Below are 16,709 nucleotides of genomic sequence, written 5' to 3'. Positions count from 1 at the left end.
TCCGCCGGGGGGATAACGGGCTGCGCTCACCCACACAGCCGCAGACATTCACCGCAGGAACGATTCGCGCTGTCGAAGGAGGAAGCCCTCGACTGCCTCCGTCTCCGAAGGCGACGGGGCGCCCCTTCCCAAGGACAGGTACACCCTTGCCCCGCAGGGTGAAAGACCCGGCGCTACGAGGCCGTCGACCGCACTGCGTCCGACCTCGTGGCAGCACACGTCTCCCAGGCCGCGAGGCGTTCACACCTGACGTGCTCCGCGGTCTAGGGACAAGGCCGTGTCTTGCCTGGGCGGCCCCAGGTGGCGGGGTTGTTCATGCCCGGTGGCTGGTCGGGCAGCAGACCGCACGCCATCCATGTCGTCACGCTCTTGTCCATGTGCGACTCCAGGACGTAGACCGCCTTGTTCGGCGGGTACTTGTGCCGGCTGTCCAGCGACAGGAGGCCCGAGGCGCCCGAGAAGTTCTGGACGCCCGGGTTCGAGAGCCGCGCGTACACGTCCGTCGGCTGGAACGGGGCGCTGCTGTTCTGCGGCGTCTTGTACTGCGCGTAGACCGAGTTGATCACTTCGGACGCCACCCGAAGGGCGTCGTACGCCCCTGCCGCGTTCCCTTCCGGCACCGAGCCGTCCTTGAAGACGGTCCGGAAGCGGACCGTGAATTCGGAGTACGGGCTGTCGGGGCTCTCCGTGCCGGTGGAGTTGTTCAGCATCACGTAGAACGGTTTCAGGACGGAGTGCTTCTTGAGCATGTCCGCGGGGTCCTGCATGTAGGTCGCGGCCGTGCTCTCGGCGAAGACGGCGACCGGTTTCCCGTCCGCCTTCCGGCAGTCCGCGCTCCCCTGGAGGGCGTCGAAGAGCTCCGGCATCTCGCCCGAGCGGCCCGCGTACAGGATGTATCCACCGGAGGCCCGGACTTCCGCGCAGATGTCCCGTGCCACTTCCGAGACGATCTGTCCGTTGCGGTTCTCGTAGTAAGGGACGGTGACCATCTTGCCGCCCTTGTAGTGCTCGGCGAACTTGCGCTGGAGGTCGGAGCTGAAGAACTCGTCGTCCGGGTCGTAGACCACCACGGCCGTCCTGCCACCGTCCTTGCTCGTCGTCACCTCACCGATCTGCTCGGAATACGCGGCGAACTCGGCCATCACCTCGGCGATGCGGTCGTTCGAGGGAGACACCTGGAAGTAGTAGGAGGGGGCCCGCTCGTCCACCATCTTGCTGCCCGTGACGGAATTGCCGATCACCGGAATGCTCGCGGCCGAGATCTCCCCCACCGCGGCGAACGAGGACGGGCGGCTCTGGGTGATGCCCACCACGGCAGCGATCTTGTCCCGGTCCTTGCGATCGACGATCTCCTTCGCGACGTCGGGCGCTGCACCGTTCTGAGATCCGTACGCGAAGTACTTCCCCGCGTTGGCGATCAGCAGACGTATCTGGACGACGTCGCCCTCGCGTCCGTTGACCTGGTCCTGGGCCGCGAGCACGCCGCGCAGGCTCTGGATGCTCACCGGGGTGGAGTCACCGGGCTCGGCCGTGAGCGGGGCGAAGAACACCACGGTCCGGTAGGGGCGCCCGCTGGTCACGGCGGCGTGGTTCTGCTGTGCCGCTACCGCCTCCAGGGCGAGCAGTTCGTCGTCCCGGCCCGGGATGCCCAGATGGCACTCCTGTCCGTCGGTGACTCCGACGATCTCTCCTGTGTTCACTTTGTGGCACGACGGGGAGACTCCGGTGTCGTGCTCGAAGAAGTACAGGCCCCCGGCGACGAGGGCGAGCACCACGGCGGGGGCCGCCACGGCCCGTACGTAGTCGCCGCGGCCGTTCGCCCGTACGGTGACCTTCGGGTTGGTCTCCAGCCAGCGATCGGCCGGCCCGTCGTCGTCGTCAGCGGACAGCGGGACGACGTACACGGCCGATGAGGAGCCGCGGGTGTACAGCCTGTGCACACGGTCGGCGAGACCGGTCACGCTGCGGGGGTCGGCCGGCACGGTCTGCGCGTAGGAGGGCGGCTCACCCGTCAGGGCTCCGAGGACCATCAGCGGCGCGGGCGGCTCGGTGCGGACGATGTCCGCGTAGGTGTCGAGCAGTTGGCGTACGGGCGTGCCCTCCTCGCCGACCTCGGGAAGGAGGAGGACGAAGGGCCAGCGCCGGCGGGCCCGGTAGACCGAGAGCCGGGACGGCGCGGCCGCCCTGGAAAGGTCGTTCAGCAGGGCCATGAGCAGCATCCGCTGGATCAGGGCGTGGTTGTTCCGGGAGGTGCCGGAAGGGGTGATGGTCAGCGCCATCCGCAGGAAGTTCGCGCCCTTGGGGCGCCGCGAGCCGACCCAGCGCAGGCTGCGGGGTCTGCTGAGCCACAGGCCGTAGACCCGGCGGGGCAGCCCGACGACCAAGAGCTCGAAGAGGGAGAGCCAGATGTTGACCAGGAAGTTGCCCCCGGTTGCACCGGCCAGGCGCGCCAGTGTGCCCAGCAGCGGGCGCCGGAGCAGTAGCTGCAGGTAGAGCTCGTCGCGCAGCCGGCGCCGTTTGGCTGCCGTGGACCCGGCGCCGACCGACACGTTCAGGGCGGCGCGGCAGGTGTGGAACCGCGGCAGCCGCAGCTCCCCGGCGCCGGGGGGCATCGTGCTCTCCAGCTGCTCGACGATGGAGTCCAGCAGGGCGACGTGCTGCTCGATCACGCCGCCGGCTACCTCGCCGGGAACGGCGTCCCGCGGGGTGGTGTCACCGTCCTGGATCAGGGCATGGGGGACGAGGTCGACCGCACGGTCGAGGTCCTCCTCGCAGAGGCGCTCCCTGTACCCCGAGATGACCGTGCGCCCGGTGGATGCCTGTGCGGCCCCGGGGAAAGCGGCATCCCGTTTCAGCAGCATCACGGGTAACCGGCGGCTCGCACCCCGGTTTCCCGCGAACGTGTCGAACTGCTCGATGAGGTACTCGATCCCCTGGGGAAGCGGCCGTTGCACGCTGCTCCTCTGCGCATCAGGGCGCCAGGCGGCGAAGCCTGCCATCCACCGGATACACCGCCGCACGGCAGGGCTCGGCCACGTGGAACCACGCCCCGGCGGTCGCTACCGGCCGCCTGCCCCCCAACGGCAGTGAGTTACGCCACGTTAGCGGGGTGCAACACCGCGCCGCCGGGAAATGCGCGGGTTCCTCGGGCCAGGAGGCGCTACCGCGCCGGCTGAAAGGCGTGCGCCACTGTTCACGTCGGGGTACGCGGGACCGCCCTTCATCCAGTCCGGTGTGCGGAACCCCGCCGCCGACGTACATCGGACCTGGTTGGTCCAGGCGTTGGCGCACAGACGAGTTCCATCTCACGGTCGCGGGTGGGGGGCAGGGGAAGACCTTGCGGTAGCGGGCGACGATCTCGCCCTCGGGCGAGATCGCGAGGGCGGTGTTGTAGGGGTTCCCGTCCGTGGCGTGCTCGTAGAGGCTTCCCGGGACGAGCCACAGACCGGTCTCGACGGCGAGGGTGCACAGTCGGTCGGTGAGCGGGCCGGAATCGAGACGGCGGCCCGTTCCGTCCAGTTCTCCGACGCCGGCTGGAGCGGGGCGCCTTCGGCGGCGAGCAGGAGTTCGGGGACGACGAGCTGGACCTGGGGGAACAGGTCGCGGGTCGTGCGGACCTGTCGGGCGAAGCGCTGCCAGCTCGCTTCGAGGTCGTGGGGTACGGGGTCGGTCCGCGTGGCGGCGATGGCGAGCGTGCGCATGAGAGTCAGTCCTCGGTGATGGGGAGCTCGGCGACCGCGGTGCGGCCGTCGCGGAAGAAGCGGTGGTAGCGGGTGCGGGCGATGAGCAGGGCCAGGGCCGGTGGTGGTGAGGGAGCCGGCACCGAGGAGGAAGACGCCGCCGATGCCGTGGAAGGAGGTGCTTCCGTATGTCGCGTCGTACGTGTCGTGGGCGCTGCGGGCGAAGGCCGCTAGCATCAGCAGGCCGCCTAGCAGGGGCGGGACGCAGGTCGCGGAGCGAGTCCCCGACGTGCCCGGGTCCGGCGGAAACCGGCCGCAACCGCAGGACTGACCGGACACGACGGAGCCCCGGTGACCCTGAAGCCGGAACGGTCTGAGGCGCGATCCGGGTATTTCGGAGTTCGACGGTCCGAGGATGTCGAGAACGTGCCACCGGCTCCGTCCCAGGGACATCAGCGGCCAGCACCGGCCGCACGAGGAAGAAGGAGAAGCCAGCATGGCGATTCAGCGGATGGACAACGTCGGCATCGTCGTCGAGGACATGGATGCCGCCATCGCGTTCTTCGTGGAACTCGGTATGGAGCTGGAGGGCAGGGCGGAGGTCGAGGGCCTCTTCGCCGACCAGTGCACGGGACTCGACGGCGTCCGCTGTGACATCGCGATGGTCCGGACCCCGGACGGTCACAGCCGGCTCGAGCTGGCGAAGTACCGCAGCCCCGCGGCGACGAGCGCCGGGCCGCGCGACCGGCCGCACAACGTTCTGGGCACGCACCGCGTCATGTTCGCCGTCGACGACATCGAGGACACCGTTGCCCGCCTGCGCCCTCACGGCGCCGAACTCGTCGGCGAGATCGCCCGCTTCGAGGACAGCTATCTGCTCTGCTACCTGCGCGGCCCGGAGGGCATCATCGTCGGACTGGCCGAGCAACTGCGCTGAGAAGGCGAAACCCGACCATGCAGCCGACAAGTACTGCGCCCCCGCGAATGAGCCCAAGCGCAACGCGAGCACCGGCGCCGCCGCGAACAGGAAGCTGACACAGTCCGACGGGAATCGGGGCGACACGATCAGCCGATCTCGGCAACGTCACCGCGGATGATCGACAGCGAGTACCCCCATGACGGATCTTGCAGGCCGGTGCCGATGGTGTCCAGGACCGGCTTCATCGCCGCGGGGCACCGGGCTGAACTGGAACATCTCGACAGGTCCCAGCGTGTCGGCGGCTTCAGCAGGACCGCCGTGGGGGAGGCGGGGTCGAGGACGTCAATGCCTCCTGAGCGCGGGCACCATTTCTCCGGCCCCGATCGACAAGGGGCTCAAGTCACGCCGGCTCCGGAGACCGGGAACCCCATTGCGAGGCCGCGAAGAGGGCAACGGAGTCCCCGGCCGACGAACCCGCCGACCCCGGTTCCCAGGCGGAACCGCCTGTGCCGGCGCGGGCACTCGCCCCATGCTCACGATGACAGAAGACGCTTCGGCCGTCGCCTCTCGCGCCGCGAACACGCTGGTTTCCAGCATTGGTTGAAGCATCTACCAGGGACGGCCGGCTGGATGCGCCCTCGGTACAACGGTGGTTCAGTGGAAGGAGAAGGAATCCAGAAACGAGACTCGGGGGGCGAGAGAACCGAGGGAGGCTGTCATGAACGGCTTCAAGCTTGGCGAGCCCCTGGACCAGAAGCATGACGATTTCACCAGCACCGCCCCGCCGGTGGTGTTCAGCACCCAGGCAACCGGATTCGTAGAGCTGAATTCACCCCAGGAGCTGCAGGCCTGGGAGGAAGCCCTCCGGACCACCACCGGTCTTGAGATCTCCGCCGAAAACCTGGCCGGCCACGCCTGTGAGACGGGGTGCGGGCCCCATTGCTGCTCCGACATGTGCGACGCGGCATGATCTTGGCCCTGTCTTTCCACGACGACCTCCACGCGATCGCGGTGCAGCACGCGGTGCGCGCCCGCGGTGAGGAGTTCCACATCCTGGAATGCGACGGGGTGAGCGGCAAACCCGGCCTGACCTGGCACCTGTCCGGGACGTCGGACGGCTCCGGCGCCTCGGCGGCGGTGCCGACGTCGGAGGGCCGGACGGTTCCCCCCGCGCAGGCGGAGCTGCTGTGGTGGCGCCGCGCGCGGGCGGAGCAGCAGCTCACCATGTCCGCCGCCGGCTCGGACGGCGCGGGTCTCGGCGCACAGCAGGTCAGCCTGGTCAACAACGACTGCCGTGGAGCGCTCGGGGGCATCCTCGCCGCCTCGTTCCACGGGGAGTGGATCTCGCCGCCTGAGGCGACCGACCGGGCGTCGGACAAGGTCTACCAGCTGTGGGTGGCCCGGCAGGCCGGCTTCCGCGTGCCGCGGACGCTGATCACGCAATCACGCGACGAGGTAGTGGAATTCACCCGGGAGATCGGGCCGGTCATCGTCAAGCCCGTCGTGGGCGCGCGGGGTCCGTCCCTTTACACGCGGTGGATCGAGGACCCACGGGCGCTGCCCGCGGAGTCCTTCGCGGTGTGCCCGGCGACGTACCAGGAGTACGTTCCGGGCCGGCACCACATCCGGCTCAACTGCTTCGGCGAGCGCATGTTCGCGGCGCTCATCGAGACGGAGGAACTGGACTGGCGCCCCGACCTCAACGTCCCGATCACACGGTGGCCGGTCCCCCCGGACCTGGCCCGACTGGTCCGTACGGTGCTCGACCGGCTGGGGCTGCCCATGGGTGTGATCGACATCAAGCTCACGCCGGGAGGTGAACCCGTCTGGTTGGAGGTCAACCCGCAGGGGCAGTTCCTCTTCCTGGAACCGCTCACCGGCGAGCCGCTGACCGAACACTTCGCCGACTACCTGATCACGACGGCCGCGACCGCCAACGGCGAACGCCACGGCTAGGCAGGCGTACGGGCCCGTACGCCTATGACCGCCACAGCCGCGACGAGTCCGCAACGACGACTGCGCGACCGACTCGCCGGCGCAGACTGGTGCCACGACGGCTGTTCCAGGTATCGGCGAGTTCGCTCTCCACGTCGTCGTCGCCTCGACGGAAGGAGTCGTAGCAGCCCTGGAGTTCGCTCAGGCCAGAACAGCAGGCCGTCCGCGGCGAAGAAGTGGCCGTCCGGTCCGCGAAGGTCGCGACTTCTTCGAGTACGCTCCCGCCGTGGTCGCGGCCGAGGAGGAAGACGCGTGCGCCGGGGAGCAGTTCGTCCTCGTCGTCACCCAGGCCGCCTACGACGAGGTGTTCCTCGACCAGCCAGACGACGGGACGGTCCCAGTAGTAGTCGCAGACGCCGTGGGGTCGAGGAGCCACCCTGGCCGAGGGCGCCTGGTCACTGGTCGATCGCGACAGCGGGGACCTTGCCGCCACAGAAGTCGACGGGGGCACCCGCGCGGACAAGCACCGGGCTCGAGCAACGGCAGTACTGGCCTGATGCGATCGGCGGCCACCTCGCCGGCCCCGGCCTGACCCTTGCAGCACAGCTCCGGGCCCCGCTCGGAGTCGCGCCTGCGACCTCTGCTTGCCCCTGGGGGCAGAGTGCGGGTTCGCACCCGCGTCCTCACGCGATCCGATCTCGATCGGCCTCATACCACGGGCACCCGCCCACGGCGAGATCAATCCGGGCCTCCCACACTGCGGGACGACAGGTAGATCCGGGCGCGAAGATGGGCCAACCCTGAAGTGCCACCGGTTCCCGGCTCGTCTCCGATCATCCTTTCGACGAGGAGGAGGTGCCTCGTCCGCCAACGGGTGACCGCCGCACGCAGCGTCCACAGCGCGTCGGCCGTCTCCCGCCGTCCTGTTCGCTCACCGTCGGGTGTAGGGCCGAGGAGGTTGGGGTCGGCGATGCGTCGGAAGAGTTCGGTGAACTGACGGGATTGCCCGCCGCTGGCGTTGTCGAGGAGCGGACGGAACGACGCGAAACTCTCCGGGCTCAGATGCTCGAGGAGCCCGAGGTGTGCCTCCAGCACGTCCATCAGCGCCGCGACCCGGCGCAGGGAGGCGGCAGCCGCCCGCTCCTCGCCACGCTGGGCGTGCCGGGACGCGCCTGTGAGCTCCACCAGTGCCTGGCCGGCGAGTACCTCGGCCGACTGGTGCACGACGATGAAGAAGTGCTCGTCGACCCACTGCGCGGAGTGCTCGTCGGCGGTTCGGGGCTGCTGGAGTGTGAGCAGATCGGGGAGCCGCAGGTAGCAGGCGTAGGGCGTTTCCATGGTTTCCGATGATCGCTGCGGGGACGTATGGCCGCACGTCTCGCGCCATGGGGCCGGGCATTGTCACCCGTTCGGCTCCCTTGCCCTTCTTCCCGCGCGGGGATCCTTGCCGTGTCCGGGTGGCCGGGACCCACCTGGACAGGCCGTGGCCGTCCGCGCCGGCGGCAGCCTCCTCGGGCCGGCCTTCGGTATGGCGGCCGGGCGGATGGCGTCCGCGCCGACCCGCAGGGCGGATCGTTCTCGCTGATCACCGTTTCGGCCCCAGGAGGCCTCACATCCGACGATCGGGCCCCTTCCGGCGCCGCGGACCACCGGCCAACGACCGGGGCAGCCGCCGATCCGCACCCGGGGCACCAAAGGACCGGCCCGGGGCCACGGGAGAGCCCACCGCGCACTCAAGGACGGGCGATCGGGCGCCAGGCAGCGCGCGCGGTCGGAGCTGTCGCTGGGCGCGGTGATCGGCCGCTGAGCACATGTTGGTCAACGCGGCTCGCGGCGGGTACTACGCAGGAACGGCATCGGGGTCGAGGCCGGTCAGATCACAGCTTGCCGTCCACAACCGCGCCGCGATCGAGGTGTCGGCTAGGTGGTTCCACACCGGTTCGCGTCGGGGCCGGCCGCGCAGACCGAAGACGCGCGGTCCCCACAGCTGGCCTCCGCGCACAGCCGGGTCGAGCACGGCCCGCACCGCGGGCCATGCGCCGGCGTCCTTGCCTTGGACGACGAGGGCCGCTGGTGCCGAGTTCAGCCGTGCGCCAAGAGTTCGCGCATGGAGTGGCGGTCGTGACGGGGTGAGAGAGTCCAGCGCACCGCCCGGATGGACCACCACGCTGGCCACCGTGCTGCTGCCCGCGACGCGCAGCCGACGGTCGAGTTCCAAGCCGAAGTACATCTGCGCCAGCTTGGAGCGTCCATAGGTGCGTTTGGGCCGGTAGCCCTTCCGGGACTGCAGGTCGTCCAGATCGAGCCGCTCGGACTTGGCCGCGAAGCTGCCCATGGTCACAATGCGGGCTGTCGGCGCAGCCGACAGCAGCGGCATGAGCCGTTGGGTCAACGCGAAGTGCCCCAGGTGGTTCGTACCGAACATGAGCTCATGACCGTCCGCGGTCGCCCTTCGCGGCGGGTCGTCGAGCGCGACGCCGGCGTTGAGGACCACCGCGTCGAGGCGTTCCACTTCCAGTGCTTCCACCGTCGTTTCGAGCGAGGACAGGTCGGCGAGGTCCAGCTGCACGGCACGAATCCGGGCTCCGGGGACCCGCGCTCGGATCGAAGCCATGGCAGCCCCGGCCCTCGTGGGGTTCCGGCTGCCCAGTACCACGGCAGCCCCTGTTGCCGACAACTGCTCCGCGACGAAGTACCCGATGCCGGCGTTGCCGCCAGTGACCAGGAAGACGCTGCCGTCGGCACGCGGCAGCCGTTGAGCATCCCAGGGCGGAGTGGAAGGCGTGGACCACATGGCGAGGGGCTCCCCTGCTGGCGAGGCTGGTACGGCCGCCCTGTTGGGCAACCCGGCAGCCATGGTTCCAACGGCCACCGACACATCGTCTACAGATCACCGACACCGCGAGGCGCTCGGTTGTGATCAAGGGGTTCGCACCATGGACGATCCAGCAAATGACCGGAAGAGGGGCCGTGCGGCCGCTGCTGCCCGGCAGCGGCCACCAGATCGGGGAACCGGTCCTGGACCAGGGGCGGCGGGTCTGCACCAGCACCCGCCCACCCGGGCCGGTCAGGGTGAACAGCAGCGCCCTGCACCGACTCCGCAGCCTGTCCCGGCATCGACTCAACCAGCGGTCTCGGCGTCTCCCCCGGGCCTTCCTCGCGCTCAAGCGGGCGGGGACCCCGCGCCAGCGTGGGGATCCCTGCCCGCGATGGCCCGGCGGGCTACCGGCCGCCATCCATCTGAGGGACGCCGCGAGGCCGTTCCAGGTTCGGGTACGGCAAGGTGACAGTCATGCGCCGCTGCTCCCTGCCCTGCTCCTCGCCGCCCTGCTCGCGGCCTCCGGATGCGGTTCGACCGCGCTGCGACGCCGGCTGATCGCCCTGTCCGGGGTTTTGTGCACCCATCCCTGCTGGTCGGCCCCCGCCGGGTGGCGGGCGAGCGGTGTAGAGCCGCTCCGCACCGGCCGTGCCCGTCACCTGGGCGCCGAGCTGGACCGGTCCCTGCGCCCGGTTGCCGTACACCGACATGCAGACAAGGGACGCGGGAACTCCCGGTGCCGGGTGTGTAGGGCACTGCGGCAGGCGGAGGGCGGCTGAGTGATGTCTGAGCTGCCCGTCTGGGAACGCGGCGCTGTCGCGGCGACCAACCGTAGGCGGGTGAACCGCGTGCCTGTCCAATCCCCCCCACCGCCACCTCCGCCGTGACGCCTGGCGGTCAGGCCTCGTGGCACACTCCGGCGGTACACGCGGAGTGGGCGATGGCCCCGCAGTCGGAGGAGTCGGCGTTGGCTGCGGCCAGTGCTCCGGCGCACAGCAGGAGGAAGCCGGCCGTCCGCCGGCCACTCGCGCGGTGACGACCCCGTACTTGCTGCGCTCAGGGCAGGTGCACGCCACATGCCCCCGGTGGTGACGACTGCCGGGCTCGGCTCTCGCTTCGCGGCACCTTCGGCTCGAGCCACTTGAGGTGCCCCCGGGGTCACCCGCCTCGCCGCGTCCCGCGGTCCGGCCACCGCGGATCCCGGGCGAGGAGGCGGCCTCACACCGCCGTGCCGGAGTCAGCAGCCCCGCGGGGCGGACGGAGGTACGAACGTCGCCGCGAGCGCGCGGTCGGACTTGACCTTCACGTCCATGGCGCCGCGGCCGGCCTCCGTGTATGACGTCGGCATCTGGAGGTCGGCAGGCAAGTCGGCCTCCGTGATGTCGGGGCCCGTGTGAACGATCGACAGCGAGCCCCTGCAGGCCGATGACTGCGGCGGCACGCTGCCGGGGACGATCCCGTCCGCCGGGCCGACCGTGAGGACGGGCCGGTCCATGAGCACGTACCGGAACTTCTGGTCAGGGGAGGGCCGGGCGGGTAGGCCCGAGGTGGTTCCGCCGGGGGTGAGGTCCACCCAGAACCGGCTGAGGGTCACCTTGACCGCCGAGCAAGGGCGCTCTGTCGGGTCGGGAGCGAAATCCAGCCCCGCGCCGTCGATCTTCAAGGCCTTGCTGCCGTAGGAGCCGCTGCTGCTCTTCAGCCGGCCGAGGTAGCTGGTGAGCTTGTCCTGGTCCATGGCGCCGGTGTCCACGCACTCCGCTGCCGAAGCCGGCGAAGCCGCACGGGTAGCCGGGGCCGGGGTCGGGATCGGCGGGGTGGTCGTGCCGGGTGGCGCGGACGCCGTGCCCACGGTGCGCGAGGGCACGGGGGACGCAGTCGCCGCGGCCCCATCCGAACAGCCTGCCACGGCGAGAAGCAGCGCCATGGTGGGGGTGGCGACGGCGAACCCTCTTAACGGATGACGCATACCTGGCTCCGCTCCGGTCGGGTGAGATGAGGTGACGTGACAAGTCCCCATCATGGCGGCTGGCGACCGTCCGTAGTGGCCGATGCCCGCGCTTCTCCCGCTCTTCCAGGCGGTGTTGGGCTGCCCCCAGCGCCCGAGCTGCCCGCATTCCGTGACGGCGAACGCCGTAGAGCGTTGGTCTGGCACTGGACGACGACATCTTGGACGTCCTGATCGCCGGGGTGGTGAACGGCGGTGGCAGCTGATCAGCCGGTACGAGGCCCCCGGCCGTGATGGTCTTCCCCGGAGTGCCGGAAGACGGCGAACAGCCGGAGGAAATCAGCAGGGCAGCAGCCGGACTCCGCTGTCGGCTCGACCCACGCCTGGCCTCACCAGCCCCGCTCTCCAGCGCTCTCACGTAAGCGGCGTGCCGGGTGCCGTTCGGGTCCGCGATGCCCACGGCGCAGACGGCGCCCGACCCGGGTGTGTGGTCCTCATGACCGGGAGCCAGGGGCGGTTGGGGCGGTGGCGGGCCGGCCAAGGCAGGCTCTTCGCGCTGGCCGGGCTGTTCGTGCTGTGGCCGGTGCTGCCGTGGCTGGTGCGCGGCCTGGCCAATAGGACCGGGCGCAGGGCAGCGGTCTCCGGAGCCGGCGCCGGTGGCTTGCGCGGCCCGCACCCCCGGGGGCTGCGCGCCAGGGCGACTTCGCGGCTGCGGGCGTCGACGCCATCTCCGCCTGCCGCGTCTCGTCCGGCCGGCCCCGGTCCTCGTGCCGGCGTGCAGCCCGGAGTCGGAGGTCATGCGCGCTCGATCCGGGTATACGGCGGAAATGGATGGAAAGGTCTGGCTCACGCTGGCCGCTGTCGTCGCGGCCGGGCTCGCGCTCTATGCGGCCGTACTGCTCGTACGGGTCTTCAAGGCACGGCGCCTACTCCTCGATGCCGGGATTCCGCTGCGGGACAAGGCCCTGTTCTGGATCGCCGTGCTCTACACGGTCTCGCCGGTGGACCTGATCCCGGATCCGGTCTACCTGGACGACATCGGCGTCCTGCTGCTGGCCCTGCGCTCGCTCCACGCGGCAGCGGCCCGGCTGCCCGCGCCCAAGGACACCGCTCCCTCGTGAACAAGGGGAGAGAGACACCGACCAGCTGGCCGGCCTCATCGCCGGGCAGTACGAGGGTGTCGAACAGCAGCCGGGACAGACCGTTCGCCCTCGCGAGAACAGCGGCGCACTGGCCCGGAAGCCCCTCTGCAGACGCTCCGCCCTCGGCTGCCGGCTCGGCGGCCCTTCGACATCAAGGGGGTCCGCTGAAATCTTCCCGCCGAAGGACATCAGGCCCGGACCGTGTGCAGATACTCCAGGCCGTCGATCGGCTCGTCGCGCAGGAAGCGCAGCACGAGATGCGCGTATTCCGCCTCCCGCTCCAGATGGGCCATGTGGTCGGCCTCCTTGAGCAGTACGAGGGTGGAGCCGGCGATGGTGCGGGCGACGTCCTGGTTCTCCCGCAGGGACGTGGTGAGGTCGTGCTCTCCGGTGAAGACCAGTGTGCGGACGCCGGTGATGCCGCCCGGCGGGATCAGAGCGGGATCCAGGACTCGGCGGTGACATGCCGCATGCCGTCGTGCCTGGCTCCACGTGGTGCGCAGTGCCTGTCGGCGCAGCAGGCGTTGGACTGCTGCCGACTGCCTGACGCGGTCGGGCTCGTCGGTGTTGACCAGGTACCGCACCAGCCGGTCCGCGTACTCGGCGTTCTCCGGGCACGTGCCGTCGAGCGGCTCGCCATGCCCGGGAGCCGCCCCTTCGATGTAACCGACGGCTTCCAGCAGGAAGGCCCGCATCGCACCCGTGACCCGGTGGGTGGCACCGGCCAGCAGGAGGCGTCTCACCCGGTCGGGGCAACGCTGGGCGAGCCTGTAGGCGATCGGCGCTCCGTATGAGGCTCCCAGGACGTTGACGCGCGGCAGGTCCAGCTCGTCCAGCAAGTGCAGGGCGACGGTGGCCAGCGTGTCGAAGCCGTCCTCCTCGGGCAGGTCGTCCGCGTCGCCCGTACCGGGAAGGTCCGCGAGGATCACCGGGGTGTGCGGTGCGATGCGTCGTTCCAGCCGGGGCCAGGCGTACATGTCCTGCAACGCGCCGCCCAACAGCAGAAGGGGTTCCGCGATCGGTGGTGGCCGCTGCCCCGCTTCCTCGTCCGCCGGACCGCTGTGCACGATCCGGCAGGCGTACCTCATCCCGCGCCAACTCAGGTGATGGAGTTCCTCGACGTACGACGCGGCTCCCGCGGCGGGCGCGGACAGTACATCGTTGCGGGCCATCAGCCGCATGCCGCGTGTCGGCTGATGAGTTTGGCCATGTCGTCGACGCAGGGCGCCGTGGACAGCGTGTCCTCGCTGATCTCCAAGCCGAAATGGTCCTCGAGGTGGAGGGACAAGACGACCAGGGCCATGGAATCGATACCGGCGCCTGCGAGGGAGGCGTCAGGGGTGACGGGCCCGGAGGGCAGGCCGCACTTGCCGGTCAGGATCTCTTTGACTTGGTCGAATTCCATCGGTGTTGCCTCCGGATGGGGAAGGCGACCGCCTGGATCCCGGGCGGCCGGTGGACGCTAGAGACGGGCGCTGAGACCGGCCGGCCACACCAGCGTGGTGGCTGCCCAGGCGAGACCGCTGCCGAATGCGACGAGCAGCACCTTGTGGCCCGGCTTCAGCTCTCCCTGGTCGGCGGCACGCGCCAGCAGCAGCGGAACGGAGGCAGCCGCCGTATTGCCCACCGCCTCGATATTGGACGGGACACGCGCCACGGGAATGTCCAGGCTGTCGGCGACCGTGGCCGTGATGCGCTGATTCGCCTGGTGGGCAATCAGCCGGTCGACGTCGGAGATCTCCCAGCCGGCCGCGGCGGTCGCTTCCCGAGCGGCAGCGGTCATCCTTCGTACGGCGTGCCGGAAGACCTCGTTGCCGCGCATGTGGACGAAATGGTCGTCGGGCGCCGCCAGGCGCCGACCGTAACGCCCGCGGGCGCCACCCGCGGGGACCACGATGGCATCGGCTAGCGAGCCGTCGCTGCCCCACGCCACGGGCCCCAACGCCCCTTCGGCGTGTGGCGGGCCGGCCTCCAGGACGACGGCTCCGGCCCCCTCACCGAAGATCGGGGCGGTCGTACGGTCGTCCGGGTTGACGATGGAGGTCATCGCCTCGGACCCCACCACCAGGACGCGGTACGCCGTACCCGAAGCGATCAGGCCTGCAGCGACCGCACAGGCGTACACGAAGCCCGAGCAGCCCGCCATGACGTCGAACGCGGCCACGGGCGGCAGACCCAGGCGGTGGGCGACCCACGGCGCCGTGGCCGGGCACGGGTGGTCGGGAGTGCTCGACGCCAACACCAGCGCGTCCACGGTATCGGTGCCGGCGGAGGCCATGGCCCGTGCGCCCGCCTCCGCCGCCATGTCACCCGTGGCGATGTGCGGTTCCGCGATCCGGCGCTCGGCGATGCCGATGCGTTCGCGGATCCACTGGTCCGAGGTGTCGATGCGCGTGCACAACTCGCTGTTGGGCACGCGACGCGGCGGCAGCCACGCGCCCAGGCCAGTCAGCACGGCGGCGGCACCCCGACCGCCAGCCGTGCCAGCAGGGAGGTCGGTCACGCATGCTCCATTTGGTCGGGCGGCGCGCACGCCGGAAGGCGACGAGCCCCGCTTCCACGCCGGCCGTGCGCATCGGTCAAGTCATAGCCGAATGCCCACCGCCGCACCCCCGCAGCCACACCGGTGAAAGGCACTACCCCTCGAACGGACCCCCTGCTGACCGGAAAAGCCTTCGAAAGCGCCATCGCCTCACAGGCTCGCCGGACGTGACCCACCCGGGGGCATCATTGCGCGGTGGCCCCGGGCAGCAGTCCCGCCAGGTGGACCAGGCTGTCAGGCCTCGTCCGGCTCGTCCTCCACGACGTGGACGGCGGCTTCCTCGGCGCTCGCGGCACCCGCATCGATACCGTGGTCCTCGGCGATGAGCTCCTTCGTCGTGTCCGGGTGCGCGCCCTCGTCCGGAGCAGTCAGACGGCCCGCGCGAGCAGTACCGGTCTCGGGGTCCGGCAGTTCCGCCCCGTCCCCGGGTCCATCAACTGGGTCCTGGCCGACCTCGGGGACCTCTTGCCTCAGCCGCTCCTCCAGGGACTCGCCTTCGTGCTGTTCCGCGGCGGTCGTACCGAACTTCGTCACGCCGAGCGGCTTCTCGGGAGGCGAGTAGCCCTCGTCCAGCATGTCGTCGTACGAACGCTCGTCCATGGCGTTCTGGAGGTCCAGCGGGGCCGCGTCCTCCTGCTCCTCGTTCGTTCCGGTGGGCTGGTACACGTCATCCGCCATCTGGTCTTCGCTCATGGCACTTCCCCGTCACGTCGGCCTGTACGGCTGTCTTCCTGCCTTGCGGTCTGCGCCTTTCCCGCCTCGACGGCTTTAAGCACGCGTGTGTGCTTGCGTCGGGGTCGTCGTGGGCCGGTCAACCGCGCGGCGGACGAATCGGCACGGCCTCGGGCCCGCCCACGGGTGCGTTTTTGTGCGCCGGCGCCGCGAGCCCCTGTGGCGGCAGCGCTAACGGGACGCCGCTCGGGCTCCGGCTTTCCTGTCGACGGTCCGGCCGCGGGCCGCCTCGGCGCGTTGGGCGACCATTCGGCGGAACCCGGCCAGAGCCAGTACCCGGTCCCATTCCGGCGGGGGTGGAGCGTCACCGACGTCCGGGGGCAGATTCGCCAATGCGGCCATCACGCGCTGCGGCTGGCGCTGCCAGCCCACCGGCAGGACCCGCAGTCCGAGGGCCTGCGCGCCGCGGTGGAAGTCGAGGACGAGGAGCAGTCCGGCGGAGTCCGCGAAGTCCACCCCGTGCATGTCCAGCAAGATGGTCGTCGCGCCGGCGGGCAGCGCCGCCAGGGCCGCGCGCAGGGCGGGTCCGGCGGCGGCGTCGAGATCACCACCGCAGCTGACGAGCACGGAAGTCCCGCCCTGTCGCACCTGTGTATGAAAGGCCCCGGTCACCCTCGTTCATCCTCTCGGTTTCGACGATCGGCCCCCAACCCCCGCCTCATCCTGGCCGACGCCCCGGCACAGCCGCACGGGACGCGCCGCCAGGCCACCTGTCAGCGGGCCCGTGGGCGGCCGGCCCCGCCCGCGATCCACTCGCCGAGATCGACTGGCGTTGGCGAGCGCGCCGTCACACGGACCCGCTCCGGCAACGTGGCGAAACGGAGTTTCACCTCGGGCCCGGACCGGCGTCCGTCGGCCCGGTGAACCGTGGCCGCGTCCCGTCCACGCCGACGCCCGCCGCCCCTGCCGGTGGGCCATCCGGAACCTCAGCCGGCATCGGGGGCATCCCGCTGCGCCCCTCCGGGTAGGCCGTGGAGGAGCGGGCTGCCGCGGAGA

General features: G+C 70.5%; 15 protein-coding genes and 1 pseudogene. 4 read left to right on the top strand and 12 right to left on the bottom strand.

Translation table 11 applies throughout. From position 1 onward, the window contains the following. Positions 1-263: 263 nt before the first annotated feature. Both ACWGH1_RS12150 and ACWGH1_RS12145 read right to left on the bottom strand, forming a co-directional pair. Positions 264-2,954, bottom strand: coding sequence for an ABC transporter substrate-binding protein (locus ACWGH1_RS12150; RefSeq protein ID WP_453351703.1), 2,691 nt, complete (start codon positions 2,952-2,954; stop codon positions 264-266). 16 nt (positions 2,955-2,970) lie between these two features. After that, positions 2,971-3,444, bottom strand: coding sequence for a hypothetical protein (locus ACWGH1_RS12145; protein WP_453408663.1), 474 nt, complete (start codon positions 3,442-3,444; stop codon positions 2,971-2,973). Between the two features lie 732 nt (positions 3,445-4,176). On the opposite strand from ACWGH1_RS12145, the gene ACWGH1_RS12140 reads away from it, so the two are divergent. The 3 genes from ACWGH1_RS12140 to ACWGH1_RS12130 all read left to right on the top strand — a co-directional run bounded on the left by ACWGH1_RS12140 (position 4,177) and on the right by ACWGH1_RS12130 (position 6,555). Next, positions 4,177-4,617: a VOC family protein gene (locus tag ACWGH1_RS12140; RefSeq protein WP_453351704.1), complete on the top strand. Its 441-nt coding sequence runs from the start codon at positions 4,177-4,179 to the stop codon at positions 4,615-4,617. 700 nt (positions 4,618-5,317) lie between these two features. Further along, positions 5,318-5,569: a hypothetical protein gene (locus tag ACWGH1_RS12135; protein ID WP_453351705.1), complete on the top strand. Its 252-nt coding sequence runs from the start codon at positions 5,318-5,320 to the stop codon at positions 5,567-5,569. Continuing rightward, complete coding sequence (locus ACWGH1_RS12130; protein ID WP_453351706.1) at positions 5,566-6,555, top strand: ATP-grasp domain-containing protein; 990 nt, start codon at positions 5,566-5,568, stop codon at positions 6,553-6,555. The genes ACWGH1_RS12135 and ACWGH1_RS12130 overlap by 4 nt, the downstream gene beginning before the upstream one ends. A 22-nt stretch (positions 6,556-6,577) precedes the next feature. Here ACWGH1_RS12130 and ACWGH1_RS12125 read toward each other — a convergent pair whose 3' ends face one another. From ACWGH1_RS12125 to ACWGH1_RS12105, 5 genes and pseudogenes are all read right to left on the bottom strand, one after another. Next, a complete protein-coding gene (locus ACWGH1_RS12125; RefSeq protein WP_453351707.1) occupies positions 6,578-6,970 on the bottom strand; it encodes a hypothetical protein in 393 nt (130 codons plus the stop codon). 302 nt (positions 6,971-7,272) lie between these two features. Then, positions 7,273-7,425, bottom strand: coding sequence for a tryptophan 2,3-dioxygenase family protein (locus ACWGH1_RS12120; protein WP_453408662.1), 153 nt, complete (start codon positions 7,423-7,425; stop codon positions 7,273-7,275). A gap of 102 nt (positions 7,426-7,527) precedes the next feature. Next, positions 7,528-7,884: pseudogene (locus ACWGH1_RS12115) on the bottom strand (tryptophan 2,3-dioxygenase family protein); the annotation flags it as partial. Positions 7,885-8,374: 490 nt separating this feature from the next. Further along, positions 8,375-9,328 (bottom strand): SDR family NAD(P)-dependent oxidoreductase, encoded by a 954-nt coding sequence (locus ACWGH1_RS12110; RefSeq protein WP_453351708.1) that lies wholly within the window; start codon positions 9,326-9,328, stop codon positions 8,375-8,377. A gap of 1,261 nt (positions 9,329-10,589) precedes the next feature. Next, complete coding sequence (locus ACWGH1_RS12105) at positions 10,590-11,087, bottom strand: hypothetical protein (protein ID WP_453351709.1); 498 nt, start codon at positions 11,085-11,087, stop codon at positions 10,590-10,592. Between the two features lie 1,037 nt (positions 11,088-12,124). Here ACWGH1_RS12105 and ACWGH1_RS12100 point away from each other — a divergent pair. Then, complete coding sequence (locus ACWGH1_RS12100; protein WP_453351710.1) at positions 12,125-12,418, top strand: YkvA family protein; 294 nt, start codon at positions 12,125-12,127, stop codon at positions 12,416-12,418. Positions 12,419-12,627: 209 nt separating this feature from the next. Here the strand turns inward: ACWGH1_RS12100 and ACWGH1_RS12095 are convergent, their stop codons facing one another. From ACWGH1_RS12095 to ACWGH1_RS12075, 5 genes are all read right to left on the bottom strand, one after another. Then, positions 12,628-13,611, bottom strand: a complete 984-nt coding sequence (locus ACWGH1_RS12095; RefSeq protein ID WP_453351711.1) for an alpha/beta fold hydrolase — start codon at positions 13,609-13,611, stop codon at positions 12,628-12,630. After that, positions 13,611-13,844, bottom strand: a complete 234-nt coding sequence (locus ACWGH1_RS12090) for an acyl carrier protein (RefSeq protein ID WP_453351712.1) — start codon at positions 13,842-13,844, stop codon at positions 13,611-13,613. The genes ACWGH1_RS12095 and ACWGH1_RS12090 overlap by 1 nt, the downstream gene beginning before the upstream one ends. 57 nt (positions 13,845-13,901) lie before the next feature. Further along, positions 13,902-14,894 carry a beta-ketoacyl-ACP synthase III gene (locus ACWGH1_RS12085; RefSeq protein ID WP_453351713.1) on the bottom strand — a complete coding sequence of 331 codons (993 nt, stop codon included), beginning with the start codon at positions 14,892-14,894 and terminating at the stop codon, positions 13,902-13,904. A 321-nt stretch (positions 14,895-15,215) separates the two neighbouring features. Further along, positions 15,216-15,674 (bottom strand): DUF5709 domain-containing protein, encoded by a 459-nt coding sequence (locus ACWGH1_RS12080; RefSeq protein WP_453351714.1) that lies wholly within the window; start codon positions 15,672-15,674, stop codon positions 15,216-15,218. A gap of 210 nt (positions 15,675-15,884) precedes the next feature. Further along, a complete protein-coding gene (locus ACWGH1_RS12075) occupies positions 15,885-16,301 on the bottom strand; it encodes an STAS domain-containing protein (RefSeq protein ID WP_453351715.1) in 417 nt (138 codons plus the stop codon). Positions 16,302-16,709 lie beyond the last annotated feature (408 nt).

The organism is Streptomyces sp. NPDC054883 (assembly GCF_053610645.1).
Note: the sequence above shows the minus strand (reverse complement) of the source record. Positions and strands in the feature narration are given on the sequence as shown.

Coding starts and splice junctions, on each gene's coding strand:
- ACWGH1_RS12105 (WP_453351709.1), bottom strand. CDS start 11,087: ATGGACCAGGACAAGCTCACCAGCTACCTCGGCCGGCTGAAGAGCAGC.
- ACWGH1_RS12130 (WP_453351706.1), top strand. CDS start 5,566: ATGATCTTGGCCCTGTCTTTCCACGACGACCTCCACGCGATCGCGGTG.
- ACWGH1_RS12095 (WP_453351711.1), bottom strand. CDS start 13,611: ATGGCCCGCAACGATGTACTGTCCGCGCCCGCCGCGGGAGCCGCGTCG.
- ACWGH1_RS12090 (WP_453351712.1), bottom strand. CDS start 13,844: ATGGAATTCGACCAAGTCAAAGAGATCCTGACCGGCAAGTGCGGCCTG.
- ACWGH1_RS12135 (WP_453351705.1), top strand. CDS start 5,318: ATGAACGGCTTCAAGCTTGGCGAGCCCCTGGACCAGAAGCATGACGAT.
- ACWGH1_RS12140 (WP_453351704.1), top strand. CDS start 4,177: ATGGCGATTCAGCGGATGGACAACGTCGGCATCGTCGTCGAGGACATG.
- ACWGH1_RS12110 (WP_453351708.1), bottom strand. CDS start 9,328: ATGTGGTCCACGCCTTCCACTCCGCCCTGGGATGCTCAACGGCTGCCG.
- ACWGH1_RS12080 (WP_453351714.1), bottom strand. CDS start 15,674: ATGAGCGAAGACCAGATGGCGGATGACGTGTACCAGCCCACCGGAACG.
- ACWGH1_RS12100 (WP_453351710.1), top strand. CDS start 12,125: ATGGATGGAAAGGTCTGGCTCACGCTGGCCGCTGTCGTCGCGGCCGGG.